The organism is Streptomyces sp. NBC_01352 (genome assembly GCF_036237295.1).
GTDB classification, from domain to species: domain Bacteria; phylum Actinomycetota; class Actinomycetes; order Streptomycetales; family Streptomycetaceae; genus Streptomyces; species Streptomyces plumbiresistens.
In genome coordinates this window covers 3,009,559-3,036,078 of the sequence record NZ_CP108354.1, presented here as the reverse complement: position 1 = coordinate 3,036,078, position 26,520 = coordinate 3,009,559, and the positions used below count along the sequence as shown (strand labels likewise).

The following is a 26,520-nucleotide window of genomic DNA, read 5'->3' as shown; positions in this document are numbered from 1 at the left end:
ACGATGGAACTGACCCCCGAACAGCTTGTCGCCGAGTTCCAGGACGCGGTCATCGAGCTGTACTTCGCACGCAAGCGGATCGTCGCCCTGGAAGCACAGAACGCCGAGTTGCAGGCGCGGCTCGCCGCCTCCGAAGGGGACGTCGAGACCGTATGAGAAGAGGGCCCCCGCCCGAAAGCGGAGGCCCTCCTCACAGCCGTACCAAAAGCTACGCCGGAACCGACGCCACGCCCGGAGCCAGGAACCGCTTCCCGGTCACGCGCTCGGAGACACCCTCGCGGTCCAGGTACGGCGTGATGCCGCCCAGGTGGAAGGGCCAGCCGGCGCCCGTGATCAGGCAGAGGTCGATGTCCTGGGCCTCGGCGACGACGCCCTCGTCGAGCATGAGCCCGATCTCCTGCGCCACCGCGTCCAGGACGCGGTCACGGACCTGCTCCTCCGTCAGGACCACATCGCCCTGCTTGAGCAGCGCGGCGACCTCGGGGTCGAGCTCCGGCTTCCCGGAGTCGTACACGTAGAAGCCGCGCTTGCCCGCCTTGACGACGGCCGCGAGGTTCGGGGAGACCGTGAAGCGGTCCGGGAAGGCCCGGTTGAGGGTCTCCGACACGTGCAGACCGATCGCGGGACCGACCAGCTCCAGGAGCACCAGCGGGGACATCGGCAGACCGAGCGGCTCGACGGCCTTCTCGGCGACCTCGACCGACGTGCCCTCGTCGATGACGTTCTGGATCTCGCCCATGAAGCGGGTGAGGATGCGGTTCACGACGAACGCCGGGGCGTCCTTCACCAGGACCGCGGTCTTCTTCAGCTTCTTGGCGACACCGAACGCGGTGGCGAGGGAGGCGTCGTCGGTCTGCTCGCCGCGGACGATCTCGAGCAGCGGCAGGATCGCGACCGGGTTGAAGAAGTGGAAGCCCACGACCCGCTCGGGGTTCTTCAGCTTCGAGGCCATCTCGGTGACCGACAGCGAGGAGGTGTTGGTGGCGAGGATCGCGTGCGCCGGGGCGACCGCCTCGACCTCCGCGAACACCTGCTGCTTGACCCCGATCTCCTCGAACACGGCCTCGATGATGAAGTCCGCGTCGGAGAAGCCCTCGGCCTTGTCCAGCACACCGGTCACCAGCGCCTTGAGGCGGTTGGCCTTGTCCTGGTTGATACGGCCCTTGCCGAGCAGCTTGTCGATCTCGGCGTGGACGTAGCCCACACCCTTGTCGACGCGCTCCTGGTCGATGTCGGTCAGCACGACCGGCACCTCCAGGCGGCGCAGGAACAGCAGCGCGAGCTGCGAGGCCATGAGGCCCGCGCCCACGACGCCCACCTTCGTCACCGGACGCGCCAGGTTCTTGTCCGGCGCACCCGCCGGGCGCTTGGCGCGCTTCTGGACGAGGTTGAACGCGTAGATGCCGGCGCGCAGTTCGCCGCCCATGATCAGGTCGGCGAGCGCCTGGTCCTCGGCGTCGTAGCCCTGCTGGAGGTCGCCGTTCTTGGCGGCGGCGATGATGTCGAGGGCGCGGTAGGCGGCCGGAGCCGCCCCGTGCACCTTGCTGTCCGCGATGAACCGGCCCTTGGCGACGGCCTGGTCCCAGGCCTCGCCGCGGTCGATCACCGGACGCTCGACGTCGACGTCGCCCTTGAGGACGTTGGCCGTCCAGAGCAGCGACTGCTCCAGGAAGTCCGCGCCTTCGAAGAGGGCGTCGGCGATGCCGAGGTCGAAGACCTGCTGGCCCTTGAGCTGCTTGTTCTGGTTGAGCGAGTTCTCGATGATCACCGAGACGGCCTTGTCGGCACCGATCAGGTTCGGCAGCAGCGTGCAGCCGCCCCAGCCCGGGACCAGGCCGAGGAAGACCTCGGGGAGCGAGAAGGCGGCGATCGCCTTCGACACCGTGCGGTACGTGCAGTGCAGGCCGACCTCGACGCCACCGCCCATGGCCGCGCCGTTGTAGTACGCGAAGGTCGGCACGGCGAGGGCGGAGAGCCGCTTGAAGACCTCGTGACCGCCCTTGCCGATGGCGAGCGCGTCGTCGTGGTTCTTCAGGAGCTCGACGCCCTTGAGGTCCGCGCCGACCGCGAAGATGAACGGCTTGCCGGTGACGCCGACACCGACGATCTCGCCGGCTGCGGCCTCCTTCTCGACCTGGTCGACGGCGGTGTTGAGGTTCGCCAGCGAGGCCGGGCCGAAGGTGGTCGGCTTGGTGTGGTCCAGGCCGTTGTCCAGGGTGACGAGCGCGAAACGGCCCGCACCGAACGGCAGGTCGAGGTGGCGTACGTGCGCGGACGTCACGACCTCGTCGGGGAACAGCTCGGCCGCGCCCTTCAGGAGTTCAGCGGTGCTCACTTGTCGCCTCCGGCGTCCTTGTGGTGCGGGTTCTCCCAGATGACCGTGGCGCCCATGCCGAAGCCGACGCACATGGTGGTGAGGCCGTAACGGACCTCCGGCTGCTCCTCGAACTGGCGGGCCAGCTGCGTCATCAGCCGGACGCCGGAGGAGGCCAGCGGGTGGCCGTAGGCGATCGCGCCGCCGTACTGGTTGACGCGCGCGTCGTCGTCCGCGATGCCGTAGTGGTCGAGGAAGGCCAGGACCTGGACGGCGAAGGCCTCGTTGATCTCGAAGAGGTTGATGTCCTCGATGGCCAGGCCCGCCTTGGCGAGGGCCTTCTCGGTGGCCGGGATCGGGCCGTAGCCCATGACCTCCGGCTCGACGCCCGCGAAGGCGTACGAGACCAGGCGCATCTTGACCGGCAGGTTGTTCTCGCGGGCGAAGTCCTCGCTCGCGATGAGGGAGGCGGTCGCACCGTCGTTCAGACCGGCCGCGTTGCCGGCGGTGACCCGGCCGTGCACACGGAACGGCGTCTTCAGACCGGCCAGGTTCTCCAGCGTGGTGCCCGGGCGCATCGGCTCGTCGGCGGTGACCAGGCCCCAGCCCGTCTCACCGGCCTCCGGGTTCGTCCGGCGTACGGAGATCGGGACCAGGTCGGCCTGGATCTTGCCGTTGGCGTACGCCTTGGCGGCCTTCTCCTGCGAGCGCACCGCGTACTCGTCGGCGCGCAGCTTGGTGATCTGGGGGTAGCGGTCGTGCAGGTTCTCGGCGGTCATGCCCATGAACAGGGCGGACTCGTCGACCAGCTTCTCGCTGACGAACCGCGGGTTCGGGTCCACGCCCTCGCCCATGGGGTGGCGGCCCATGTGCTCGACACCACCGGCGACGGCGACGTCGTACGCGCCGAAGGCGACACTGCCCGCGACCGAGGTCACGGCGGTCAGCGCACCGGCGCACATGCGGTCGATGGAGTAGCCGGGGACCGACTGGGGGAGACCGGCGAGGATGCCCGCGGTGCGGCCGAGGGTCAGGCCCTGGTCGCCGATCTGCGTGGTCGCGGCGATGGCGACCTCGTCGATCTTCTTCGGGTCGAGACCGGGGTTGCGGCGCAGCAGCTCCCGGATCGCCTTCACGACGAGGTCGTCGGCACGGGTCTCGTGGTAGATGCCCTTCGGGCCCGCCTTGCCGAACGGGGTACGGACGCCGTCTACGAAGACGACGTCCCTGACGGTACGAGGCACGATGGCTCTCCTCCAGAATGCGGGACGGCTCTACTGCTGCGATGCGCTGAGCGCGCGCTCAGAACCCATGCTACTTGTGGGTAACCAGGCTGCCCAGTCCCCCCGCCCCAAGCGGTGAAGGTCACACCTTCGGAGGAGCCGTGGATCCCCGCGGAGTCAGCACCGGAGTGGGCACCGGATGCGACCCCGGCCCGTCTCCCGTGATCACCCCGAACAGCGTCCGCGCCGCCTCCGCGCCGAATCCGTGCACGTCGTGGCTCATCGCGGAGAGGGGCGGATGCGTGATCCGGCACAGCTGGGAGTCGTCCCAGGCGAGCAGGGACACGTCGTCCGGCACGCTCAGCCCCATCTCCGCCGCCACCGCCAGCCCGGCCACCGCCATGATGTCGTTGTCGTACACGATGGCCGTCGGCCGGTCGGGGGCCGCCGCCGTCAGCAGCGACCGGGTCGCCCGCGCCCCCGCCTCCCCGGAGTAGTCCGTGGCCACCTGCCAGGCCCCGGCCAGCTCCAGGGCGCGGGCCGCCTCGTCGAAGGCGGCGGTCCGCATGGAGGTGTGCCCGAGGGCCGCCGCACCCCCCACCCGGGCGATCCGCCGGTGCCCGAGCGCGGCGAGATAGCGCACCGCCTCCGTCACCGCGGTGGCGTCCTCGGTCCACACGGAGGTGAGGCTGCCCGTCAGCGACGGATGCCCGACCGCGACCACCGGCATCCCGAGCCGCTCGACCGTCGCCACCCTGGGGTCGTCCGCGCGGAAGTCCACGAGGATCGACCCGCCGATCTGCCGTCCCCGCCACCACGACTCCTGCAGCCCGACCTCCTCCTCCAGGCTGCGTACGAGCCTCAGCAGCAGTGAGCAGGAGTGCTCGGTCAGGACACTCTCCACGCCCGAGACGAACTCCATGTAGAAGGGTTCGAGCCCGAGCAGCCGGGCCGGCCGGCAGATCGCCAGCCCCACCACGTCCACCCGCGATCCGGCCAGCGTCCGCGCGGTCGGGCTCGGCGCCCACCCCAGCTCCCGCGCGGCCCGGAAGATCCGGTCACGGGTCGCCTCCGACAGCCCCGGCTTCTGGTTGAAGGCGAGCGACACGGCACCCTTGGACACGCCGGCACGCGCGGCGACCTCCTTGATGGTGACGCGAGGGGTCGGCGTTGCCGTCATCGGCCGGTCTCCATGCAGTACAGGGCTGAACGTGCCTTCTCGGCATCCGGAGTCTGCCAGCCGCGCACCCCGATGGTGACCCGTTCGCCGGGCAGCAACGTGACCAGTCCCCGCTCGGCCCGCGCCGCCGGATCCAGCCGGTCGGCCTGCAGCAGCAGATCCCGTACGAGGGTGTGGGCCCGCACCTCGATCCCGCCCGGCACGATCTCCACCTCGAACTCCGGGCGTGGATACGGCACTTCGAGGTCCGGCACCGGGAAGTACAGCTCACGCAGCCCGTCCGCGTCCGCGACGAGGAACTCCTTGGGCCCGACGGGCTCCAGCTCGCGCGGGACGCCGACGTCCACGACGGACCGCCTCCCGGCGGTGAAGGAAACGCGGGACGACCCGATCACGCCACCTTCGACGGACATCCGACGCAGCGTCAGCGCACCGGACCACTCCTCCGCCGACTGGTTGACGGCGGCCAACACCAGTGAGGATCCGCGCACTTGAAGCGTGAGCAGCCGGTCCGCGTACACCCGCCGCAGCTCGTGGTACAGCGGCTTCTCCCGCCCGTCCCCGTCGATGGCGGCCCAGGAGGTCACCGGCCAGCAGTCGTTGAGCTGCCACACGACCGTCCCCGCGCACACCGGCCAGTGCGAGCGCCAGTGCTCGATGCCGGCGGCGACCGCCCGCGCCTGGTTGACCTGCGTCAGATAGTGCCAGCGGTCGAAGTCGCCCTCGGGTACGGCGAAATGGCGGGCCAGGCCCCGCTCCAGCTTGCCGTTTCCGTCGTCGGCCTTCTGGTGGTGCAGCATGCCCGGGGAGTCGGACGCGAGCTCCTCGCCCGGCAGCGCCCGCCGCAGCGTGGCGTACGCGGGCGGCCCCTGCCAGCCGAACTCGGCGACGAACCGGGGCACGTTCGCGCGGTACTCCGCGTAGTCCTCCCGGTTCCACACCTCCCACGAGTGATGCGTCCCGTACGCCGGATCGTTCGGATGCCGGTCCCACGATCCCGACCACGGACTGCCCGCCGCATACGGCCGGGTCGGATCCAACTCGGCCACCACACGCGGCAGTACGCCCAGGTAGTAGCCCTCGCCCCAGGAGTCCCCGGCCAGCCGCTCCTCCCAGCCCCAGTCCCGGAACCCCCACAGGTTCTCGTTGTTGCCGTTCCACAGCACCAGCGAGGGATGCGGCATCAGCCGTACGACGTTCTCGCGCGCCTCCGCCTCCACCTCGCCCCGCAGCGGCTGCTCCTCCGGGTAGGCCGCGCACGCGAAAGGGAAGTCCTGCCAGACCAGCAGCCCGAACTCGTCGCAGGCGTCGTAGAAGTCCTCGCTCTCGTAGATCCCCCCGCCCCACACCCGCACGAGGTCCACACCGGCGTCGGCCGCCTGCCGCAGCCGCTCCCGGTACCGGTCCCGGCCGATCCGGGACGGGAACACGTCGTCCGGAATCCAGTTCACGCCGCGCGCGAAGAGCCGCTCGCCGTTGACGACGAAGGTGAATCCGGAGCCGTGCGCGTCGGGCCGCCGGTCCAGCTCGACGGTCCTGAAGCCGATCCGGCGCCGCCACCCGTCCAGCGCGCGGTCCTCGTGCAGAAGCGTCAACTCGACGTCGTACAAAGGCTGTTCGCCATACCCCCGCGGCCACCACAACCGCACGTCCGGCACGTCAAGCCGTACCACCCCCCGCGTCCCGTCGATCCGGGCACGCGCCCGCACCCCGCCGACCGTCGCCTCCACGGACAGCTCGGCCTCGACCCGGGAGCGCTCGACGTCCACGTGCAGCTCGACCCGCCCCACGCCGTCCTCGACGGTCACCAGCGGCCGCACCCGCGCCACCCTGGCCGTCGACCACCGCTCCAGCCGGACCGGCCGCCAGATCCCGGCCGTGACCAGGGTCGGCCCCCAGTCCCAGCCGAAGGAGCAGGCCATCTTGCGGATGTACTGATAGGGCTCGGCGTACGCGGCGGGCCGCTCGCCCAGCCGCCCCCGCACCGCCTCCGCCTCGGCGTACGCGGAGCCGAACCGCACCGAAAGACGCCCGCCCAGCCCGGTCACGTCGAAGCGGTACGAGCGGTGCATGTTCCTCGTGCGGCCCAGGAGCCGACCGTCGAGGCGGATCTCGGCCGCGGTGTCGAGACCGTCGAAGACGAGGTCGGTCTGCTCGTGCCCGTTCGTCGCCGCGAGCTGCGTCTCGTACGTCCACTCCCGCCGCCCCACCCACGCCACCTCGGTCTCGCCCAGCCCGAGAAAGGGGTCCGGGATCACCCCCGCCGCCAGCAGGTCGGTGTGCACACAGCCTGGCACCGAGGCCGGCAGCGCCTCCCCCTCGTGGTGCAGGATCCAGCCCTCGGTGAGCGGTGTGGCCTCCAGCATGCGCGCTCCTAAACCGTTTCAGCCGTGTACGCGGTCCCATGTTTGCAGCCTTGGCGAAATAGGGACTTTACCGGTTCAGAAAGCGCTGTCAGAGTGCCGAATCAGCCAACCCAGCAATCCGCACGTGCTCGTCCGTCCCTGGAACGTCCCTAGAACGGAGCTGATGCACATGAACCGCCGTCACATCCTCGCCATCGCGGTGGCAGCCGCCCTGCTGGTCCCCGGCTGCACCGGCACCGGAGGCACCTCGAAGGGCGCCGACGCCAAGGCACCCGACGATCCGTCGAAGGTCAGCGGAACCATCAAGGTCCTCACCCAGCGCACCGATCTCGTCACCGACGGCACGATGAAGAAGTACGCCGCCGAGTTCAACAAGACGTACCCGAAGGTCAAGGTCGAGTTCGAGGCCCTCACGAACTACGAGACCGAAGTCAAGATCCGTATGAACACGGAGAACTACGGCGATGTGCTGATGATCCCCGCGGTCATCAAGAAGGACGACTACCCGAGGTTCTTCGCCTCGCTGGGCACCGAGGCGGAGCGCAGCAAGAAGTACCTGTTCACCGACTACACCACCGTCGACGGCAAGGTCTACGGCCAGAGCCCGATCGGCGTGATCCCCGGCTTCCTCTACAACAAGAGGGTCTGGCAGGAGGCCGGCGTCACCGACTGGCCCGCCACCCCGGCCGAGTTCCTCACCGACCTCAAGGCGATCAAGTCCAGGACGGACGCGGTGCCGTACTACACCAACTTCGCCGCCCAGTGGCCGCTGTCCCAGTGGACCCAGGTCAACGGCTCGGTCAGCTGCGACCCCCAGGCGTCGACGAAGCTCGCCGAGGGCGACCCGTGGGCCGAGGGCGCCGATCTGCGCGTCGGCGACCGGCTCCTGTACGACACCGTGCACGAGGGCCTGATCGAGAAGGACCCGACGACCACCAACTGGGAGGAGTCCAAGCCCCGGTTGGCGAAGGGCGAGCTCGCCACCCAGTGGCTCGGCACCTGGGCGATCGTCCAGTTCCAGGACGCCGCCCGGCAGGCCGGGGCGAGCCCCGACGACATCGGGTTCATGCCCTTCCCGTCCAAGGTGGACGGGAAGTTCTGCGCCGTGATGGCGCCCGACTACAACCAGGCCGTCAACGTCCACTCCAAGAACAAGCCGGCCGCCCGCGCCTGGATCGACTGGTTCACCGACAAGTCCGGCTACGACAAGGACAACCTGGCCATCTCGCCCCTCAAGGACGCGCCGCTGCCCGAGGTGCTGAAGCCGTACGAGGACGAGGGCGTGAAGCTCATCGAGCTGGACGACAGCGCGGGAGCCGAGGTCAAGCAGATCGACAACCAGTCCGAGGTCGGCATCTACGCTCCCGAGTACCGCCAGAACCTCGTCGACCTCGGCCGCGGTGCGAAGAAGGGCAGCCTGGACGACTTCTTCGCCGACCTCAGCAAGCGCTGGACCCAGACGCAGCAGACGCTGGGGTCCTGATGACGGACACCACCCAGAAGGCGACCGTGAAGGCCGCCACGGGGGCGGCGCCCGCCGCCCCCGTCCCGGCCCCCGCACCACGCAGGGCGCGCGTATGGCGCGGAGTGACGCCCTGGCTGTTCCTGATCGCCCCGCTGGCCCTGCTGATCGTCTTCACCTACGCGCCGATCGCCAACATGCTGGCGTACAGCTTCACCGACTGGGACGGCGTGAGCCCCGAGCTGCACTACACGGGCGTCGAGAACTACACGGAGATCTTCACCAGGGAGGACCTCTTCCGGGTCTTCTTCGTCAGCGGCTACTACCTCGCCGCGTCCGCCGTCCAGATCGTCGCCGCGCTCTACTTCGCGACGGTCCTCAGCTTCAACATCCGCTTCCGGAACTTCTTCAAGGGCGTGCTCTTCTTCCCGTACCTGATCAACGGGGTCGCGATCGGCTTCGTCTTCCTCTACTTCTTCCAGGACGGCGGCACCCTCGACTCGGTCCTGTCCCTCTTCGGCGTCCACACGGACCACGCCTGGCTGGGCACACCGGTCTCCGCCAACACATCCCTCGCCGGCGTCTCGATCTGGCGCTACCTGGGCCTGAACTTCGTGCTGTTCCTCGGCGCGATCCAGTCCATTCCCGGGGAGCTGTACGAGGCGGCCGAACTGGACGGCGCGAACCGCTGGCACCAGTTCCGCTACATCATCGCGCCCGGCATCAAGCCCGTCCTCACCCTGACGGTGATCCTGTCCATCTCCGGCTCGCTGTCGGTCTTCGAGGTCCCGTACATCATGACCGGCGGGGCGACCGGCACCGAGACCTTCGTGATCCAGACGCTGAACCTGGCCTTCCGCTTCAACAAGACGGGGCTCGCCTCGGCGGCCGCGGTCGTGCTGCTGCTGATCATCCTGCTGGTGACCTGGGTGCAGCGCCGCCTCGTCCCGGACGACAAGGTGGACCTCGCATGACACGCCGCACCGTGGCCCGCACGCTCGTGTACCTCTCGCTGATCGCCGCGACGATCCTCGTCCTGCTCCCGCTCGGCGTGGTCCTGCTGACCTCCCTCAAGTCCTCGAAGGAGTTGGCGGGCGGCAGCGGCGCGCTGTCGCTCCCCGACAGCCTGTTCAACGTCGACAACTACGTGACGGCGTTCCAGGACGGCCGCATGCTCACGGCGTTCACCAACACGGCGATCATCCTGGTCGTCGCCATCGGGGGCACCGTCCTCATCGGCTCGATGACCGCCTACGCCATCGACCGCTTCACCTTCCGCTTCAAGAAGCTGGTGGTCGCGCTCTTCCTGATCGCCGCGCTCGTCCCCGGGGTGACCACCCAGGTGGCGACCTTCCAGATCGTCAACAGCTTCGGCATGTTCGACTCCCTGTGGGCGCCGATCGCGCTCTACATGGGCACGGACATCGTCTCGATCTACATCTTCCTGCAGTTCGTACGGTCCATCCCGATCTCCCTCGACGAGTCGGCCCGCCTCGAGGGCGCCAACGCCTTCACGATCTACCGGAAGATCATCTTCCCGCTGCTCAGGCCCGCGATCGCGACGGTCGTCATCGTGAAGGGCATCACCGTCTACAACGACTTCTACATCCCCTTCCTCTACATGCCCTCCGAAGATCTTGGCGTGATCTCGACGTCCCTCTTCCGCTTCCGCGGCCCCTACGGCGCCCATTGGGAGGTGATATCGGCGGGAGCGGTCCTGGTGATCCTGCCCACCCTGATCGTCTTCCTGAGCCTGCAGAGGTTCATCTACAACGGCTTCATGCGAGGCGCGACCAGGTGAGATGGCTGCTTCAGGGGCGCGGGGCTGTGTCAATGTGCGGCTCCGCCGCGTGGGCGCGAGCAACCACGACGAACCCGCAGCCGCCGTACGTCAGAGACAACCACGGCGGCTAGGCGGACAGCGCAGCCACCAGCACCGGAGTCACCTGCTCAACCTGCCAAGGCCGCGCCCCGAACCCGGCGAGCGCGGCCCTCACGGACTCGGCGCTCACCTCCCCCGGCGGCTCCCAGCACACCCGCCGAACCGTGTCCGGGGCGATCAGATTCTCCTGCGGCATGTTGAGCGCCTCGGCCAGCGCGGACACCGCCGCACGCGCCGCGGACAACCGAGCCGCGGCGGCCGGATCCTTGTCGGCCCAGGCCCGCGGCGGCGGCGGCCCGGTCACGGCCTGCCCCGGCTGCGGCAGCTGGGCGTCCGTGAGCGCCTTCGCCCGGTCCACCGCCGCCTGCCACTGCTCCAGCTGCCGCCGCCCCATCCGGTGCCCGAACCCGTTCAACGCGGCGAGCCCCTGCGCGTCGACCGGAAGGGAGAGCGCGGCCTCCACGATGGCCGCGTCGGACAGCACCTTGCCCGGCGACACGTCCCGCCGCTGCGCGATCCGGTCCCGGGTCTGCCACAGCTCCCGTACGACGGCCAGCTGCCGCCGCCGGCGCACCTTGTGCATGCCGGACGTGCGTCGCCACGGATCCTTGCGGGGCTCCGGCGGCGGCGCCGAGGCGATCGCGTCGAACTCCTCGCGGGCCCACTCCAGCTTGCCCTGCCGGTCGAGCTCCTTCTCCAGCGCGTCCCGCAGATCGACGAGGAGCTCCACGTCCAGGGCGGCGTAGCGCAGCCACGGCTCCGGCAGCGGGCGGGTGGACCAGTCGACGGCCGAGTGGCCCTTCTCCAGGACGAAGCCGAGGACGCCCTCGACCATGGCGCCGAGGCCCACCCGGGGGAACCCGGCGATCCGGCCGGCCAGCTCGGTGTCGAAGAGCTGCGTGGGGACCATGCCTATTTCGCGCAGACACGGCAGGTCCTGGGTGGCCGCGTGCAGCACCCACTCGACGCCGGCCAGGGCCTCGCCCAGGCCGGAGAGGTCGGGGCAGGCCACGGGGTCGATCAGGGCCGTCCCCGCGCCCTCGCGGCGCAGCTGCACGAGATAGGCGCGCTGGCCGTAGCGGTAGCCGGACGCCCGTTCGGCGTCCACGGCCACCGGGCCGGAGCCGGCGGCGAAGGCGGCGATCACCTCGGCGAGCGCGTCCGCGTCGGCGATGACCGGCGGGATCCCTTCGCGCGGCTCGAGCAAAGGGATCGGTTCTGGGCCCGTGTCGGGGCCCGTATCAGGGTTCGGCGCCTCCGTAGCAGAAGATCCGCCGTCGTCCGGAGGGGCGCCTCCGGTGGTTCGCAGTGTGCTGTCTGCTGCGGTGTCTTGGGCGTCGGTCACATGTCAAGGGTATCTGTGTATGGACAGCGCCCGCCGACGGAACGTTCCGTCGACGGGCGCCTGAGGGTCGTAAACCAGTCAGCTCGGTGAAAGATCCGGTTCACGACGGGGGAGGGGGTACGTGATCGGGGATCAGCGGCCGATCCCCTTCACGCCTGTGAAGGGCGGGGTCAGTGGATGATGCCGGTCCGCAGGGCCACGGCGACCATGCCGGCGCGGTCTCCGGTGCCGAGCTTGCGGGCGATGCGGGCGAGGTGGCTCTTGACGGTCAGGGCCGACAGGCCCATCGAGACGCCGATCGCCTTGTTGGACTGGCCCTCCGCGACCAGTCGCAGCACCTCGACCTCACGGCCGGACAGTTCGCGGTAGCCACCCGGGTGACTCGGGGCACCCGGGGGGCGGCGGTGCATACGGGCGGCGGCGGCCCCGATGGGGGCGGCACCCGGCCGGGTGGGGAGCCCGACGTTGGTGCGGGTGCCGGTGACGACGTAGCCCTTCACGCCGCCGGCCAGGGCGTTGCGTACGGCGCCGATGTCGTCGGCGGCGGAGAGAGCGAGGCCGTTGGGCCAGCCCGCGGCGCGCGTCTCCGACAGCAGGGTGAGGCCGGAGCCGTCGGGCAGATGGACGTCGGCGACACAGATGTCGCGGGGGTTGCCGATGCGGGGACGAGCCTCCGCGACGGACGAGGCCTCGATGACGTCGCGCACACCGAGCGCCCACAGGTGGCGGGTGACGGTGGAGCGGACGCGGGGGTCGGCCACGACCACCATGGCGGTCGGCTTGTTCGGGCGGTAGGCGACCAGGCTTGCGGGCTGCTCGAGGAGAACGGACACCAGGCCTCCTGGGTGGGGGACGGGGCCGGCTTGTGGGGAAGAAGCCGGGACGAACCGTGCTTTCAAGGTCACAGACGTCTTCGGCACCAAACCCGTCCGCCTTTAGAGAATGATCACGATCTGGTGAGTAACAATCCGTGCAATTCGGACACGCGATCGATCATTCGAAGACCGAACGGTTTCGGTCTGCGTCAATACACGGCCGAAAGTGGCCGTATCGACAAAGTGACGGCGGTCGTTCAGCGCGACTGCGGGCCGCGTCGCTGCGGCAGCGTGACCACCGACGCGTCGCCCGGCCCGGCCGGCGGCAGACCGGCGATCTGGGCGAGCAGGTCGCACCAGGAGGCCAGGTGGGCCGCGGTGTCCGGAACGCCCCCCAGGCCCTCGCGGGGCGTCCAGGAGGCGCGGATCTCGATCTGGGAGGCGGCCGGCCGTTCGGACAGGCCGCCGAAGTAGTGGGAGCTCGCGCGGGTGACCGTGCCGCTCGGCTCGCCGAACGCCAGGCCGCGCGCCGTGAGCGCGCCGGTGAGCCACGACCAGCACACCTCGGGCAGCAGCGGATCGGCCGCCATCTCCGGCTCCAACTCCGCCCGTACCAGCGTCACCAGCCGGAAGGTGCCCCGCCAGGCGTCGTGCCCGGCCGGGTCGTGCAGCAGCACCAGCCGGCCGTCGGCCAGGTCCTGGTCGCCGTCGACGACCGCCGCCTCCAGCGCGTACGCGTACGGCGCGAGCCGCTGCGGCGCGCGCGTCGGCTCGATCTCGACCTGCGGCCGCAGCCGCGCGGCCCTGAGCGCGTCGACAGCCGCCCGGAAGGGCAGCGGATCCGTGCCGCTCGTATGCAGGTCCTCCTCCTTCGCGTCGTCCATTCCGTCAGCGCCGTCCGACAGTCGTCCCTGAGCCGCAGCCATGCGGGGAAGATTAAAGGGAACGGGGGCTTCGTGCAGGGAGGACACCCTGTTGCCCGGTGTCGGGGTTGCCGTCCGGGCCGGGCCGGGCCCCGTGCGAGACTTGCCCCGTGAGTGCCAACGAGAGCCCCGCGACGCCGCAGCAGACAGCCACGTACGAGTCCGCCTTCATGAAGGCGTGCAGGCGCGAGCCCGTGCCGCACACCCCGGTGTGGTTCATGCGGCAGGCCGGGCGCTCACTGCCGGAGTACCGCAAGGTGCGCGAGGGCATCCCGATGCTCGAGTCCTGCATGCGCCCCGAGCTGGTCACCGAGATCACCCTCCAGCCGGTGCGCCGGCACGACGTGGACGCGGCGATCTACTTCAGCGACATCGTCGTCCCGCTCAAGGCCATCGGCATCGACCTGGACATCAAGCCCGGCGTCGGCCCGGTCGTCGAAAACCCCATTCGCACTCGGGCGGACCTCGACCAGCTGCGTGACCTGACCCCCGAGGACGTCTCGTACGTCACCGAGGCGATCGGCCTGCTGACCCGCGAGCTCGGCGCCACCCCGCTCATCGGCTTCGCCGGCGCGCCCTTCACCCTCGCGAGCTACCTCGTCGAGGGCGGCCCGTCGCGTACGTACGAGAACGCCAAGGCGATGATGTACGGCGACCCCGAGCTGTGGGCCGACCTGCTCGACCGCCTCGCGGACATCACGGCCGCGTTCCTCAAGGTGCAGATCGAGGCGGGCGCGAGCGCCGTCCAGCTCTTCGACTCCTGGGCCGGCGCGCTGGCCCCCGCGGACTACCGCCACTCGGTGCTGCCCGCCTCCGCGAAGGTGTTCCGGGCGGTCGAGGGGTACGGCGTCCCGCGCATCCACTTCGGTGTCGGCACCGGCGAGCTGCTCAGGCTGATGGGCGAGGCCGGCGCGGACGTCGTCGGCGTCGACTGGCGGGTCCCGCTCGACGAGGCCGTCCGCCGGGTCGGCCCCGGCAAGGCGCTCCAGGGCAACCTCGACCCGACCGTCCTGTTCGCCGGCCCGGAGGCCGTCGAGACCAAGACCCGAGAGGTCCTGGACGCTGCGGCGGGGCTGGAGGGCCATGTCTTCAACCTCGGGCACGGCGTCATGCCGTCCACCGACCCGGACGCGCTGACCCGGCTCGTGGAGTACGTCCACACGCAGACCGCTCGCTGAGCCGGTCTCACCAGGTGTGCCGGGGCCGGGCCCGCCGGCCGAAGAGCAGGCCGCGCGGTTCCGGCGGCGGGGGCGTGCCCGGCTTGAGCGGCCAGGCGAGCAGCATGCCCGCGAGGAAGCCGACGATGTGCGCCGCGTACGCCACCGTCCCGGCGTCGGACACGCCCTCGCCGGACGAGTACACCGCCTGCAGCACGAACCAGAAGCCCAGCACCAGCCACGCCGGCAGCCGCAGCGGCAGGAAGACCAGGAACGGGACGAGCACCCAGACCCTGGCCTTCGGGTACAGCACGAGATAGGCGCCCAGCACCCCGGCGATCGCCCCCGACGCACCGATCAGGGGGTCGGCCGAGTCGGCGTTCAGCAGCGCGAAGCCGTACGACGCCGCGTAGCCGCAGACGACGTAGAAGAGCGCGAACCGCACGTGCCCCATGCGGTCCTCGATGTTGTTGCCGAAGATCAGCAGGAAGAGCATGTTGCCCAGCAGGTGCAGCCAGCCGCCGTGCAGGAACATCGCCGTGAGGACCGACAGTTCGGGGGACTTGTCGTAACCCGGCGGGCCCACCACGCAGCCCGCGCCCTGCGGGCCCACGGCGACATCGCCCGTCGGCACCACGCGCGGCAGCTGATGGTGGATCAACTCCTGTGGCACCGCCGCGTAATGATCCAGGAACGCCTGGAGGTGGCACAGCTGGGCCAGGCTGCTGTCCCCGGCCACGGAACCGGCGAGGCCGGGCATGGACAGGAACACGAGGACGTTCGCGGCGATCAGCGCGTACGTCACCACGGGGGTGCGCCGCGCCGGGTTCACGTCATGGACGGGGATGACCACAAGGAAGTAGTGCCCCCGATGCGGTCGGTGAATCGGTGAACGCCGTCCGCCGCGCGTGCGTATGTCTCCTCAACCGCCCGCGGCACGGGGAAGGCGCTCGCGGGGACGACGTGAGGAACAGGCGATGAACGACCGAGTTACTCCTCCGATGCACGCCCTGCCGGACGGCGAGGCCGAGATCTCCTTGGTGCTGCGCCTGCCGTGGGAGGACGTGGCCAGGCTCGGCCAGGAGGCCGGACGGCTGGCCTCCCAGATGCAGCGACCGGTGACCCTGGACGAGGCGGTGAGCAACCGGCTGCGGTCCGCGCGGCCGGCGGCCTCCCACGCGAAGCCCGCGGGCGAGCAGCCGGTGCCCATGACCACGAGCGCGTCCGTCTCGTCGCTGCCGCCGCGGCCCCCGGCCGATCAGGCGCGGCAGGCCATCGAGCGGATCAACGGGTCGGCGTAGCGGCCCGGCGAGCAGAAGTCCCTCAAGAGGCCCGCACCTTCACCGCTGCCTTGCGGGCGGCCACCAGCACGGGGTCCCACACCGGTGAGAACGGCGGCGCGTAGCCCAGGTCCAGGGCCGTCATCTGTTCCACCGTCATGCCGGCCGTCAGCGCCACCGCGGCGATGTCGACGCGCTTGCCCGCGCCCTCCCGGCCCACGATCTGCACGCCGAGCAGCCGCCCCGTGCGGCGCTCGGCGAGCATCTTCACCGTCATGGGGGAGGCGTCCGGGTAGTAGCCCGCGCGGCTGGTCGATTCAATGGTGACCGACTCAAATTGCAGGCCCACCCTGAGCGCGTCCTTCTCGCGCAGGCCGGTGCGGGCGATCTCCAGGTCGCAGACCTTGCTGACCGCCGTGCCGACGACGCCCGGGAACGTGGCGTAGCCGCCTCCGGCATTCGTGCCGATGACCTGGCCGTGCTTGTTGGCGTGGGTGCCGAGCGCGATGTGCCGCTCCTGGCCGGACACCAGGTCCAGGACCTCGACGCAGTCGCCGCCGGCCCACACGTTCCGCTGCCCGCGCACCCGCATCGCGAGGTCGGTCAGCAGCCCGCCGTGGTTGCCGAGGGGCAGCCCCGCGGCCTTCGCGAGCCCCGTCTCGGGCCGTACGCCGATACCGAGCACCACCACGTCCGCCGGGTACTCGGCGTCGTCCGTGACCACCGCCCGCACCCGGCCGTCGTCACCCGTGAGCAGCTTGGTCACCTCGGCGTCGTTGACCATGGTGATGCCCAGGCCCTCCATGGCCTCGTGCACCAGGCGGCCCATGTCCGGGTCGAGCGTGGACATGGGCTCCTTGCCGCGGTTGACGACCGTCACCTCATACCCGCGGTTGATGAGCGCCTCGGCCATCTCGACGCCGATGTAGCCGGCGCCGACGACGACCGCGCGCCGGCCACGCGTGCGTGCCAGCGTGTCCAGCAGTGCCTGCCCGTCGTCGAGGGTCTGCACGCCGTGCACCCCGGGGGCGTCGGCCCCCGGCATGTCCGGGCGGATCGGGCGGGCACCGGTCGCGATCACGAGCTTGTCGTACGACGTCCAGGACTCGGCCCCGGAATCGACGTCACGCGCGCGTACCCGCCCCCGCCCGACGTCGATCTCCGTGACCTCGGTGCGCATCCGCAGGTCGATGTCGCGGGCCCGGTGCTCCTCGGGCGTCCGCGCGATCAACTGGTCCCGTTCGGTGACGTCGCCGCCCACCCAGTACGGGATGCCGCACGCCGAGTAGGACGTGAAGTGGCCCCGCTCGAACGCCACGATCTCCAACTCGTCGGGGCCCTTCATGCGACGGGCCTGCGACGCCGCGGACATGCCCGCGGCGTCGCCGCCGATCACCACCAGACGCTCGGCCCCAGGGCCCGTCCTACGGCCCGTCCCACGGCTCGCTCCGCTCATGCTCATGCGAACACGCTACGGGGACAGGGCATTTCGCTCTGCCCGGTTCTCCGGGCCGGATCAGCTCTCCTCGCCGCCCTCCCGAGGACGGGTGGGCTCCGGCGCGGTCCTGGCCGTCGGCAGCGGGCCCAGCGCGGTCGTCGCGGACGCCGTGGCGGGACGGCGGGGCATCCGGGGCCGGACGAGACGCAGCCACACGAGGAGGAGCAGCACGATGACCGCCGCGAACGGAAGCACCGCGGCGATCGCCACCACGATCCAGCGCAGCATCGTCACGAGCGCGTCCCAGCCGCCCGTCAGCGCGTCGAGGACCCCGGGATCCTCGTCCTCCTTCGGGGCCACCTTCACCGGCGTCTCCGACAGGTTCAGGGTGATGGTCGCCAGGCCGGCGCGGTCCTTCAAGGACGCCTGCCGGGCCAGCAGCGACTCCAGGTCGGCCTGGCGGGTGCTCAGCTCGCCCTCCAGTGTCACCACGTCGCTCAGCTTGGTGGCCTGGTCCATCAGCTCGCGGATCCGCGCCACGCTCGCGCGCTGCGAGGTGATGCGGCTCTCCACGTCGACGACCTGGTCGGTGACGTCCTGCGCCTTCGCCGTGCGCTCCAGGAGCTTGCCCGAGCCCTCCAGGTCGGCGAGGACCTCCTCGTACTCGTCGACCGGCACGCGCAGCACCACGTGCGTCTGCTCGTGGCCCTCCTCGTCCCGGGACGTGGTCTCGTTGCCGACGTAGCCACCCGCGTTCTCGATGGTGGTGCGGGCCTCGGCGAGGGACTTCGACACGTCCTTGACCTGCACGGTCAGGGAGGCGGTACGGATGATGTGGTTCGTGGAGATCTTGGGCGGGGCGGTCGCCTTGGCGCCGCTGCCGCTGTCGCTGTCCGCGGCGCCGCCGGGAGCGGCCTCCTTCGCCTCGCTCTGCGCGGCGGCCTCGTCTTTCAGCGCGCCGGCACCGGAATCACTGCTGTCGGCACCACCGCTGCAGCCGGTCAGCGCGAGGGCCGCGGCCAGCAGGACCCCGGCCAGGGTCTGGACGGGTCGTACGGAACGTCGTGGTCGTACGGAACGTCGTGTGCGCATGTGGGCGTACCCCCGAGGGTTGTGACGACTGACGCTCCTTCGACGCCGGACCCCACCCGAACGTTGGCGGGAAACGGTCCCGATGCGGTCACGGTCGGGACTCGTGAAGGACACCGGGGCCCCGCGGCGGTGTCAGTGCGGTCTGAGAAAGTGGGCACATGAGCGCAACGGGTACGGGCAGCGGGCATGTCGTCGTCATCGGAGCCGGGATCGCGGGGCTGGCCGCCGCCCACCGGCTGCTGCAACGCGGCGCGCGCGTCACCGTGCTGGAGGCCACCGGCCGGGTCGGCGGCAAGCTGCTGCCCGGCGAGATCGCGGGCGCCCGTGTCGACCTCGGCGCCGAGTCGATGCTCGCCCGCCGCCCCGAGGCCGTCGCCCTGGCCCGCCAGATCGGCCTCGCCGACCGCCTCCAGTCGCCCGCCACCGCGACCGCCTCCCTGTGGACCCGCGGCGCCCTGCGCCCCATGCCCAAGGGACACGTCATGGGCGTCCCCGGCACCGCCGCGGCTCTCACCGGCGTGCTGTCCGACGAGGGCCTCGCGCGCATCGAACGCGACGCCGACCTGCCCCGCACGGAGGTCGGCGAGGACGTGGCGGTCGGGGAGTACGTGGCGGCGCGGCTGGGCCGCGAGGTCGTGGACCGCCTCGTGGAACCGCTGCTCGGCGGGGTCTACGCGGGCGACGCGTACCGCATCTCGATGCGCTCGGCGGTCCCGCAGCTCTTCCAGGCCGCGCTCACGCACGACTCCTTGACGGAGGCCGTCCGCGAGATCCAGTCCAAGGCCGCCGCCAACCAGCAGACCGGGCCGGTGTTCATGGGCGTCGAGGGCGGGGTGGGGACCCTGCCGCTCGCGGTCGCGGAGTCGGTGCGGGAGCGCGGGGGCGAGATCCGTCTGAAAAGCCCCGCGCACGGCCTGCACCGCGCCGGCGACGGCTGGGAGGTCCTCGTCGACGACTACTTCGAGGAGGCCGACGCGGTGGTCCTCGCCGCCCCCGCTCGGGACGCCGCCCGCCTGCTGTCCGGGCCGGCTGCCGACGCCGCCGCCGAACTGCGCGCCGTCGAGTACGCCTCCATGGCCCTGGTCACCCTCGCCTACCGCCGCGCCGACGTCACCCTCCCCGAGGGCAGCGGCTTTCTCGTGCCGCCCGTCGACGGGCGCACCATCAAGGCGTCGACGTTCGCCTCCCAGAAGTGGGGCTGGATCGCCGACGAGAACCCGGATCTGCTCGTCCTGCGCACCTCCGTCGGGCGGTACGGCGAGACGGAGATCCTCCAGCGCGAGGACGCCGACCTGGTGGCCGTCTCCCGGCACGACCTGCGCGAGGCCACCGGCCTGGACGCCGCCCCTGTCGAGACCCGCGTCACCCGATGGAACGACGGGCTGCCGCAGTACCCCGTCGGCCACCACGCGCGCGTGGCCCGCATCCGCGAGCACGTCGGCAAGCTGCCGGGCCTCGCGGTCTGCGGCGCGGTGTACGACGGCGTGGGCATCCCGGCGTGCATCGCGAGCGCGTACGCGGCCGTCGACCAGCTCCAGGGTGACCTGCGCGCTGTCGAGGAGCTCACCGCCAACCCGGTGCAGAGTCTGCACGGAGGAGCGGGAGAATGAGGCCATGAGTGACGACGCCCCCACCACCGACCCGGCCCGGATCCCGAACAAGGGCAAGCTGGCCAAGGACCTCAACGAGGTCATCCGCTACACCCTCTGGTCCGTCTTCAAGCTGAAGGACGTGCTCCCCGAGGACCGCGCGGGCTACGCCGACGAGGTCCAGGAGCTGTTCGACCAGCTGGCCGCGAAGGACGTGACGGTCCGCGGCACCTACGACGTCTCGGGCCTGCGCGCCGACGCCGACCTCATGATCTGGTGGCACGCGGAGACCGCCGACCAGCTCCAGGAGGCGTACAACCTCTTCCGCCGCACCAGGCTGGGCCGCGCGCTGGAGCCGGTGTGGTCGAACATGGCGCTGCACCGCCCCGCCGAGTTCAACCGCTCGCACATCCCGGCGTTCCTCGCCGACGAGACGCCGCGCAACTACATCAGCGTCTACCCCTTCGTGCGCTCCTACGACTGGTACCTGCTGCCCGACGAGGACCGCCGCCGCATGCTCGCCGACCACGGCAAGATGGCCCGCGGCTTCCCGGACGTGCGCGCCAACACGGTCGCCTCCTTCTCCCTCGGCGACTACGAGTGGCTCCTCGCCTTCGAGGCCGACGAGCTGTACCGCATCGTCGACCTCATGCGCCACCTGCGCGCCTCCGAGGCCCGGATGCACGTCCGCGAAGAGGTCCCCTTCTACACGGGGCGCCGAAAGGACATCGGCGAGCTGGTCGCGGGCCTGGCCTGACCGGCCAAGGGCCGGGCACTCAGCGTGCGGCTGCGGCCCTGGCGGCCGGCGTCTTCCGGGAGTCGGCCGCCGGCCCGGGCCGCGGCTCCGGGCGTGGTGCGCAGGCCGCGCGCCGCACCGGGAGACGGCCCTCCAGCAGATACGCGTCCACGTGGCCGTTGACGCAGGGGTTCGGCCCGCCGACGATGCCGTGCGTGCCGGAGTCCCGCTCGGTCACCAGCACGGAGCCCGACAGCCGCCGGTGCAACTCCAGGGCGCCGTCGTACGGGGTCGCCGCGTCCCGCTCGCCGGCCAGGATCATCGTCGGCGGCAGCTCACCCGGACCGGTCCGCACGTCCAGGGGCTGCTGCCGGGGCGCCGGCCAGTAGGCGCACGGCAGGTTCATCCACACGTTGTCCCAGGTCTCGAACGGCGCCACGCGCGCGAGGCGCGTGTTGTCCCGGTCCCACACCCGCCACTCGGTCGGCCAGGGCGCGTCGTTGCACTCGACGGCCGTGTAGACCGCGTGCGCGTTCTCCGCCTCGGCCGCGGCCTCCGGATGCGGCCCGGCCTGCTGGATCAGCGGCTTCGGGTCGCCCTTCAGATACGCAGACAGCGCCTGCGCGCGGTGCGGCCAGTAGTCGTCGTAGTACCCGGCCGTGAGGAACGCCCCCTGCAACTGCCCGGGCCCGACCTTCCCGCCCGCCGGCTCCACGGCCAGCCGTGCCGCCGCCTTCTCGTAGCTGCGCAGCACCTTCTGGGCCGTGTCGCCCAGCCCGTACACGTCGTCGTGCTTGGCGATCCACTCCCTGAGGTCCGCCCAGCGGCCCTCGAACGCCGCCGACTGGCCGAGGTTGTTGCGGTACCAGATCTGGTCGGGGTCCGGGTTCACCGCCGAGTCGAACACCATCCGCCGTACGTGCGAGGGGAACAGCGTCGCGTACAGCGCCCCGAAGTAGGTGCCGTAGGACGCGCCCATGAACGTCAGTCTCTCCTCGCCCAGCGCGGCGCGCAGCACGTCCAGGTCGCGGGCGTTGTTGAGGGAGGTGTAGTGCCGCAGCGCGCTGCCGGCCCGCTGCGCGCAACCGCGCGCGTACGCCTTCGCCTGCGCGATGCGCTCCCTCTTGTACGACTCCGAGGGATGGGTCGGCGCCGGCGAGGGCGCCTTGTGGAACCGCTTGGGGTCCTCGCAGGACAGGGGCGCGGAACGGCCCACCCCGCGCGGCGCGTAGCCGACGAGGTCGTACGCCGCCGCCAGCCGCTTCCACTCGGGGAGCGCGCCGATCAGCGGGAAGTACAGACCGGAGGCGCCCGGCCCGCCCGGGTTGTAGACCAGGGCGCCCTGCCGGGGCACCCGGCGCTTGCTGTTGTGCGGGTCCTTGTGGGTGGCCCGGGTCCGGCTGACGGTCAGTTCGATCCGCTTGCCGTCGGGACGGGCGTAGTCGAGCGGGACGGACACCGTGCCGCACTGCACGCTGCCGGGCAGGTCCTCCCCCTTGGGGCAGGCGCCGAAGTCGATGCCCGCGGCCCGGGCCCGCGCCGCGGCCACCGCGGTACCGCGCACCTCGGCCGCGCCCGGCACGGCCGGGGCGCTGTCGGCCGGGGCGGCAGCGAGCGTGGTCAGGAGCAAGGACCCGGCAGCCGAGTAGAGGGCGGGGGCTCTCATCGCGTATCCCTTCGGTGCACGGCAGCAACAAAAGGGATATTTCGTTCCGTTGTGGGCGAAGGCAAGCACCGCCCGCCCGGTGTCGGACCCAATGCCTCCGTGCGCCCCCTGCGGGGCCCGCCGTCCGCTACCGCGCTTCGCGCCGGTACGGCTGCTCGCCGCCGTGGGCGAAGGCCGCGCGCAGGTCCGGTTCGCCGATCGCGCGGATGCCGTGGACGGCGACGGAGGTGAGATCCGTACGGTCGCCCCCGCCGGGTCGCCTGGTGAGGGCGCCGAGGAGGCGCTGGCCGGCCGGGGAGGCCCAGCGCGAGTACGGGTGGACCTCGATGCGTGCGATCGCGAGGCAGCTCAGGGTGAGCGCGAGCGGGAGCCCGAACCAGAGGGCGATCAGGTGCCGCGGCATGTCCGACTGGGCCGGCGTCAGCAGCGCGGCGGCGCCCAGCGCGGCGACGGCCACCACGGCGAGCTGCACCTGACGGACGCCTGCCGCGACCCCCGCCCGGGCTCCGTCGGGCACGGCGAGCCCCGCGCTGACCAGCCGGTCGGCGATGCCGCGCACTGCGTCCGCGGCGGCGGCGGTGGCCCGTACCGGGGCGATCAGCGACTGTCCCTCCGGCCCGATGGCCCCTATCACCGACCGTTCCAGGTCGTCCCGGCCGCGCGGGTCGACCACGGTCGCCCAGCCGGTGTGGGCGAGCAGCAGCCGCCGTTGGCGCGCCATGGAGACGAGGGCCAGGTCGGCGACCCGTCCGGGCCCGCCGGACAGGAACGCGGCCTCGTACAGCGTCAGATCGCGTACCCGGCCCGCGTCCGCGTCGACGGCCGCCGCGCGTACGGCGGCCAGGCACAGCCGCGTACACGCCGTGCCGGCGGCGGCCCAGGCCAGCAGCAGGAGAAGGACCCAGTACATGTGGATTTTCTATGCGACCGGGTCGGGGCGGCGCCATGCCTTGTTCACGATCCGGACCAGGAGTTGCCGGTATGTGACGTTCCGGTCGGTATCGCGGTCACTGATCCGGTGGGGAGGGCGGACTGGTGGCGGGCGGGGGGAGCGGATAGCTCGGGGATGCCGCCGGGGTCACCGGGGTTGCCGGGGTCACGGGGATCGCCGGGTTCGGGTCGGCGAGCGGGGCGGGCGGGGCCGGGGAGTTGGTGAGCGGGGGAGTGGAGCCGGCGGCCATGTCCTGGGCGAGGGCGTCGAAGTCGACGTAACCGGTGGCCTCCAGGACCTTGATGTGGTCCAGCACGGTCGTGTTCGCGTCGTCGGCGAGGGCCCGCACCAGGGAGTTGCGGGTACTGGCGCGCACCTGGGCGACGACCGAGAACACCTTGCCGTGCGCCAGCCGCAGGATGTTGGCGAAGTCCCGGTCGTAGGGCACGCCCTGCGCCGCGGTCAGCGTCTGAAGCCACTGCTTCTGCTGCTCGTTGGGCTCGTTGGGCAGTTCGAGACCGAGCTTGGACGCGACGTCACGCACGCGTTCGTCCAGGAACATGTGCCCCTCGATGAGGTGCTGTCCCGCCGTCTTCACGGCCTGGGTGGTGCCCTTCTGCTGCGCCTGCTGTCCCGCGGGCAGCTCCCACAGTCCGGCCAGCCGGACCTTCGTGACGAACTCGCGGTCGAGCCCGGACAGTGGACCGTACTTCGTCGACACGGTCTCGGCGTTCAGCACGTCCACGCCGGTCCCGGAACGGTCGGCGTACGACCAGATCGGGAAGATCAGCGCGACGAGGGTCGCGGTCAGGCAGGTGATGATGAGACCGGTGCCGGTGAATATGCCTCTGCCGTTGATGGGGGGTCGGGGTCGCATGGTGCCTCCTGCTTGCGGCACCGCACGCTAGTGCGTTTCGGGTGCGGGATTGACATGTTACTGCGGGGTCTACGCCAACTGCCGTACGGGGGCGAATGGTCGTATCGGGGGCTTTGCGGGGCCGATGGGGGAGGGGAGTGGGGTGCGTTTCGGGACAAAGGCGGGTGAGGTGCGGGCGGGGTGTGCGCTGTCGTTGAGAGGTGTTAACCCCGGCACAGTCGGGGGTGGGGGGTGCGGCTAGTCGGGGTGCGGGGTGTGGCGTAGGGCGGTTGGGTGGTTGGCCGGTGTGGTGGCTGGGGCGGTGGGGTGCGCGGCCCGGCGTGGCGGGGTGCCGCCCGCGCCCACCCGTGCCGCCCTAGGTGTATTGACCCGGAGCGTTGTTGACACGGCTGATGGGTGGCTTGCCTCCGAGTGCGGTGTGGCAGCGGTGGTGGTTGTAGGTGTGCAGGAAGTCTGCCAGGGCGTCGGTGCGTTCGGTGTTGCTGGTGTAGGGCCGCAGGTAGGCCCATTCGTCGAGCAGGGTGCGGTTGGGCTGGGGTGGGCCGTGGGCCGTGGGCCATGCGCATTGCCAGGAGGCGCGCCTGCGCTGGCGGGCTTGGCACCCGCGGCCTGACGGGCTCGGCGCCCGCGGGTTGGCGGCCCGGTGCCTGTGGGTTGGCGGGCTGGGGTTCCGTGGCGGTGAGTATCGCCAGGAGGCGCGCCTGCGGATTGGCGGGCTTCGCGCCCAGGGTTGGCGGGTTGGGCTGCCTGTGGGGTGGCCCGCTTGGGTTGCCCACGGATTGGCGGGCTGGGCTGGTCTTGGATTGGCGGGCTCGGCTGGCCGTGGTTGGCGGCCGGGGTCGGCCACGGGCGGCCGTGACCTGCGCTCAGCGTCGCAGCAGTGCCCGGCGTGTTGCTCGGGCCAGTCTTGCCGTCGGTCGTGGGGAGCGCGGGGTTGAGCCCGAGCGGTCGAGCCACCACTCGCGCAGGGCGCGTCGGGTCGCCGGGTTCTCCAGGCGGCCGGTGAGCAGGACGTGTTCGGCGAAGTCCAGGGCGTCGCGGCGGTAGCCGGCGGTCATCGGGTGGCCGGGGGCGTAGGCGAGGAAGGTGGGGCGGTAGGCGGTGCCGAGGATCTCCGGGAGTTCCGGGGCGATCTTGGCCACGACGTCCGCACGCTTTCCGGCGAGGGCCCGTGCCTGCACGCCCAGTCGTACCCGGTCGAAGTCCTCCGGTACGGGTGTCCCCGCGACCAGCGCGGACAGCAGGGCCGTCTGGGCGAGGGCGAGGCGCTGGCGGGTGAGGTCGTCGGCGGTCGTGGCCGGTGACGAGGGGGCGAGCCTCGGCGGGCCGGCGGGCGCGGGCTTCGCGCCGCCCTTGGCCAGCGCCTCCCGTATCGACCCCAACTCGCCCTCCAGCTCGGCCGGTTCGGGGAAGTTCTCGTCCCGCTCCAGCAGGACGCCCGGCGGGGACACCCGGGACGCGAGGTCGGTCAGGATGTCGAGGACCGGGCGGGGGACCGGGTGGGCGTGGCTGTCGTGCCAGACGCCGTCGCGTTCGAAGCCGCCCGCGACATGGACGTACGCGATGGCCTCCAGGGGCAGTTCGGCGAGCGCCTCGGCCGGGCCCTCGCCGCGGTTGACGTGGTTGGTGTGCAGGTTCGCCACGTCGATCAGCAGACGTACGCCGGTCCGGTCGGCCAGCTCGTACAGGAACTGTCCCTCGGACATCTCCTCGCCGGGCCACGAGATGAGTGCGGCGATGTTCTCGACGGCGAGCGGCACCGGCAGCGCGTCCTGCGCGATGCGGATGTTCTCGCACAGCACGTCGAGGGCGTCCCGGGTGCGCGGGACGGGCAGCAGATGGCCGGCTTCCAGGCGCGGGGAGGCCGTCAGGGGCCCGCCCGCCCGGACGAACGCGATGTGCTCGGTGACCAGCGGCGAGCCCAGCGCCTCGGCGCGCTCGGCGAGGGCGGTCAGCCGGGCCTCGTCGGGGCGGTCCGCGCCGCCGAGGCCGAGCGAGACGCCGTGCGGGACCACCGTGACCCCGCGTTCGCGCAGCCGCAGCAGCGAGTCGGGGAGGTGCCCGGGACACACGTTCTCGGCCACGACCTCGACCCAGTCGATGCCGGGCATGCGCTCCACGGCGTCCGCGATCTCGGGCCGCCAACCGATGCCCGTTCCCAGTCGCTTCATGGTCCCCTCCTCGGCTTCCTCCGGATCCGCGGTGCCGCCTCCTCGGGCGTGACGGGGGTATGGCCCCGCCGGG

Annotated in this window: 22 protein-coding genes and 1 pseudogene; 8 read left to right on the top strand and 15 right to left on the bottom strand. The window is 71.4% G+C overall.

Annotated features, from left to right (window positions below):
• The first annotated feature begins 3 nt into the window (after window positions 1-3).
• Window positions 4-156, top strand: a complete 153-nt coding sequence (locus OG252_RS14325) for a hypothetical protein (protein WP_266432535.1) — start codon at window positions 4-6, stop codon at window positions 154-156.
• Window positions 157-208: 52 nt separating this feature from the next.
• Here OG252_RS14325 and OG252_RS14320 read toward each other — a convergent pair whose 3' ends face one another.
• From OG252_RS14320 to OG252_RS14305, 4 genes are all read right to left on the bottom strand, one after another.
• Window positions 209-2,335: a 3-hydroxyacyl-CoA dehydrogenase NAD-binding domain-containing protein gene (locus OG252_RS14320; protein ID WP_329336417.1), complete on the bottom strand. Its 2,127-nt coding sequence runs from the start codon at window positions 2,333-2,335 to the stop codon at window positions 209-211.
• Window positions 2,332-3,558, bottom strand: a complete 1,227-nt coding sequence (locus OG252_RS14315) for a thiolase family protein (protein WP_266432531.1) — start codon at window positions 3,556-3,558, stop codon at window positions 2,332-2,334. Before OG252_RS14315 ends, OG252_RS14320 begins: the two co-directional genes overlap by 4 nt.
• Window positions 3,559-3,679: 121 nt before the next feature.
• On the bottom strand, window positions 3,680-4,717 hold the full coding sequence (locus OG252_RS14310) for a LacI family DNA-binding transcriptional regulator (RefSeq protein ID WP_329336414.1): 1,038 nt from the start codon (window positions 4,715-4,717) through the stop codon (window positions 3,680-3,682).
• Window positions 4,714-7,083 carry a glycoside hydrolase family 2 protein gene (locus OG252_RS14305; RefSeq protein WP_329336412.1) on the bottom strand — a complete coding sequence of 790 codons (2,370 nt, stop codon included), beginning with the start codon at window positions 7,081-7,083 and terminating at the stop codon, window positions 4,714-4,716. Before OG252_RS14305 ends, OG252_RS14310 begins: the two co-directional genes overlap by 4 nt.
• A 163-nt stretch (window positions 7,084-7,246) precedes the next feature.
• On the opposite strand from OG252_RS14305, the gene OG252_RS14300 reads away from it, so the two are divergent.
• The 3 genes from OG252_RS14300 to OG252_RS14290 are packed head-to-tail and all read left to right on the top strand — an operon-like array spanning window position 7,247 to window position 10,346.
• Window positions 7,247-8,566 (top strand): ABC transporter substrate-binding protein, encoded by a 1,320-nt coding sequence (locus OG252_RS14300; RefSeq protein WP_329336410.1) that lies wholly within the window; start codon window positions 7,247-7,249, stop codon window positions 8,564-8,566.
• Window positions 8,566-9,519 carry a carbohydrate ABC transporter permease gene (locus tag OG252_RS14295; protein ID WP_266432523.1) on the top strand — a complete coding sequence of 318 codons (954 nt, stop codon included), beginning with the start codon at window positions 8,566-8,568 and terminating at the stop codon, window positions 9,517-9,519. The genes OG252_RS14300 and OG252_RS14295 overlap by 1 nt, the downstream gene beginning before the upstream one ends.
• Window positions 9,516-10,346: a carbohydrate ABC transporter permease gene (locus tag OG252_RS14290; RefSeq protein ID WP_329336407.1), complete on the top strand. Its 831-nt coding sequence runs from the start codon at window positions 9,516-9,518 to the stop codon at window positions 10,344-10,346. Before OG252_RS14295 ends, OG252_RS14290 begins: the two co-directional genes overlap by 4 nt.
• Before the next feature lie 109 nt (window positions 10,347-10,455).
• Here OG252_RS14290 and OG252_RS14285 read toward each other — a convergent pair whose 3' ends face one another.
• The 3 genes from OG252_RS14285 to OG252_RS14275 all read right to left on the bottom strand — a co-directional run bounded on the left by OG252_RS14285 (window position 10,456) and on the right by OG252_RS14275 (window position 13,513).
• Complete coding sequence (locus OG252_RS14285; RefSeq protein ID WP_266432521.1) at window positions 10,456-11,772, bottom strand: ribonuclease D; 1,317 nt, start codon at window positions 11,770-11,772, stop codon at window positions 10,456-10,458.
• Window positions 11,773-11,942: 170 nt separating this feature from the next.
• Window positions 11,943-12,605 carry a response regulator transcription factor gene (locus OG252_RS14280; protein ID WP_053751649.1) on the bottom strand — a complete coding sequence of 221 codons (663 nt, stop codon included), beginning with the start codon at window positions 12,603-12,605 and terminating at the stop codon, window positions 11,943-11,945.
• Window positions 12,606-12,844: 239 nt separating this feature from the next.
• On the bottom strand, window positions 12,845-13,513 hold the full coding sequence (locus tag OG252_RS14275; protein ID WP_266432516.1) for a DUF3000 domain-containing protein: 669 nt from the start codon (window positions 13,511-13,513) through the stop codon (window positions 12,845-12,847).
• A 107-nt stretch (window positions 13,514-13,620) separates the two neighbouring features.
• On the opposite strand from OG252_RS14275, the gene hemE reads away from it, so the two are divergent.
• Window positions 13,621-14,688 (top strand): uroporphyrinogen decarboxylase, encoded by a 1,068-nt coding sequence (gene hemE, locus OG252_RS14270; protein WP_329336404.1) that lies wholly within the window; start codon window positions 13,621-13,623, stop codon window positions 14,686-14,688.
• Window positions 14,689-14,695: 7 nt separating this feature from the next.
• On the opposite strand, the gene OG252_RS14265 is transcribed toward hemE, so the two are convergent.
• Entirely contained in the window at window positions 14,696-15,520 is an 825-nt protein-coding gene (locus OG252_RS14265; protein WP_329336402.1) for a rhomboid family intramembrane serine protease, read from the bottom strand.
• A gap of 124 nt (window positions 15,521-15,644) precedes the next feature.
• On the opposite strand from OG252_RS14265, the gene OG252_RS14260 reads away from it, so the two are divergent.
• Window positions 15,645-15,968, top strand: a complete 324-nt coding sequence (locus OG252_RS14260; protein WP_266432511.1) for a hypothetical protein — start codon at window positions 15,645-15,647, stop codon at window positions 15,966-15,968.
• A gap of 22 nt (window positions 15,969-15,990) precedes the next feature.
• Here the strand turns inward: OG252_RS14260 and OG252_RS14255 are convergent, their stop codons facing one another.
• Window positions 15,991-17,409: an FAD-dependent oxidoreductase gene (locus tag OG252_RS14255; protein ID WP_266432510.1), complete on the bottom strand. Its 1,419-nt coding sequence runs from the start codon at window positions 17,407-17,409 to the stop codon at window positions 15,991-15,993.
• Window positions 17,410-17,463: 54 nt separating this feature from the next.
• Window positions 17,464-18,477 (bottom strand): DUF4349 domain-containing protein, encoded by a 1,014-nt coding sequence (locus OG252_RS14250; RefSeq protein WP_329336399.1) that lies wholly within the window; start codon window positions 18,475-18,477, stop codon window positions 17,464-17,466.
• Between the two features lie 158 nt (window positions 18,478-18,635).
• Between OG252_RS14250 and hemG the strand changes: the two genes are divergently transcribed.
• Both hemG and hemQ read left to right on the top strand, forming a co-directional pair.
• A complete protein-coding gene (gene hemG / locus OG252_RS14245; protein ID WP_329336397.1) occupies window positions 18,636-20,087 on the top strand; it encodes a protoporphyrinogen oxidase in 1,452 nt (483 codons plus the stop codon).
• A 4-nt stretch (window positions 20,088-20,091) separates the two neighbouring features.
• The gene (gene hemQ / locus OG252_RS14240; RefSeq protein WP_266432507.1) at window positions 20,092-20,823 is read left to right on the top strand and encodes a hydrogen peroxide-dependent heme synthase; all 732 of its coding nucleotides are present in this window, start codon (window positions 20,092-20,094) and stop codon (window positions 20,821-20,823) included.
• A 19-nt stretch (window positions 20,824-20,842) separates the two neighbouring features.
• Here hemQ and OG252_RS14235 read toward each other — a convergent pair whose 3' ends face one another.
• The 5 genes and pseudogenes from OG252_RS14235 to OG252_RS14215 all read right to left on the bottom strand — a co-directional run bounded on the left by OG252_RS14235 (window position 20,843) and on the right by OG252_RS14215 (window position 26,447).
• Entirely contained in the window at window positions 20,843-22,468 is a 1,626-nt protein-coding gene (locus OG252_RS14235; protein ID WP_329336396.1) for an alpha/beta hydrolase, read from the bottom strand.
• Between the two features lie 127 nt (window positions 22,469-22,595).
• Window positions 22,596-23,378, bottom strand: a complete 783-nt coding sequence (locus tag OG252_RS14230; RefSeq protein WP_329336394.1) for a TIGR04222 domain-containing membrane protein — start codon at window positions 23,376-23,378, stop codon at window positions 22,596-22,598.
• Between the two features lie 97 nt (window positions 23,379-23,475).
• Window positions 23,476-24,276, bottom strand: a complete 801-nt coding sequence (locus tag OG252_RS14225; protein ID WP_266432502.1) for a DUF4142 domain-containing protein — start codon at window positions 24,274-24,276, stop codon at window positions 23,476-23,478.
• 355 nt (window positions 24,277-24,631) lie between these two features.
• Window positions 24,632-24,805: pseudogene (locus OG252_RS14220) on the bottom strand (integrase core domain-containing protein); the annotation flags it as partial.
• 337 nt (window positions 24,806-25,142) lie between these two features.
• Window positions 25,143-26,447: a DUF692 domain-containing protein gene (locus OG252_RS14215; protein WP_266432500.1), complete on the bottom strand. Its 1,305-nt coding sequence runs from the start codon at window positions 26,445-26,447 to the stop codon at window positions 25,143-25,145.
• Between the last annotated feature and the right edge of the window lie 73 nt (window positions 26,448-26,520).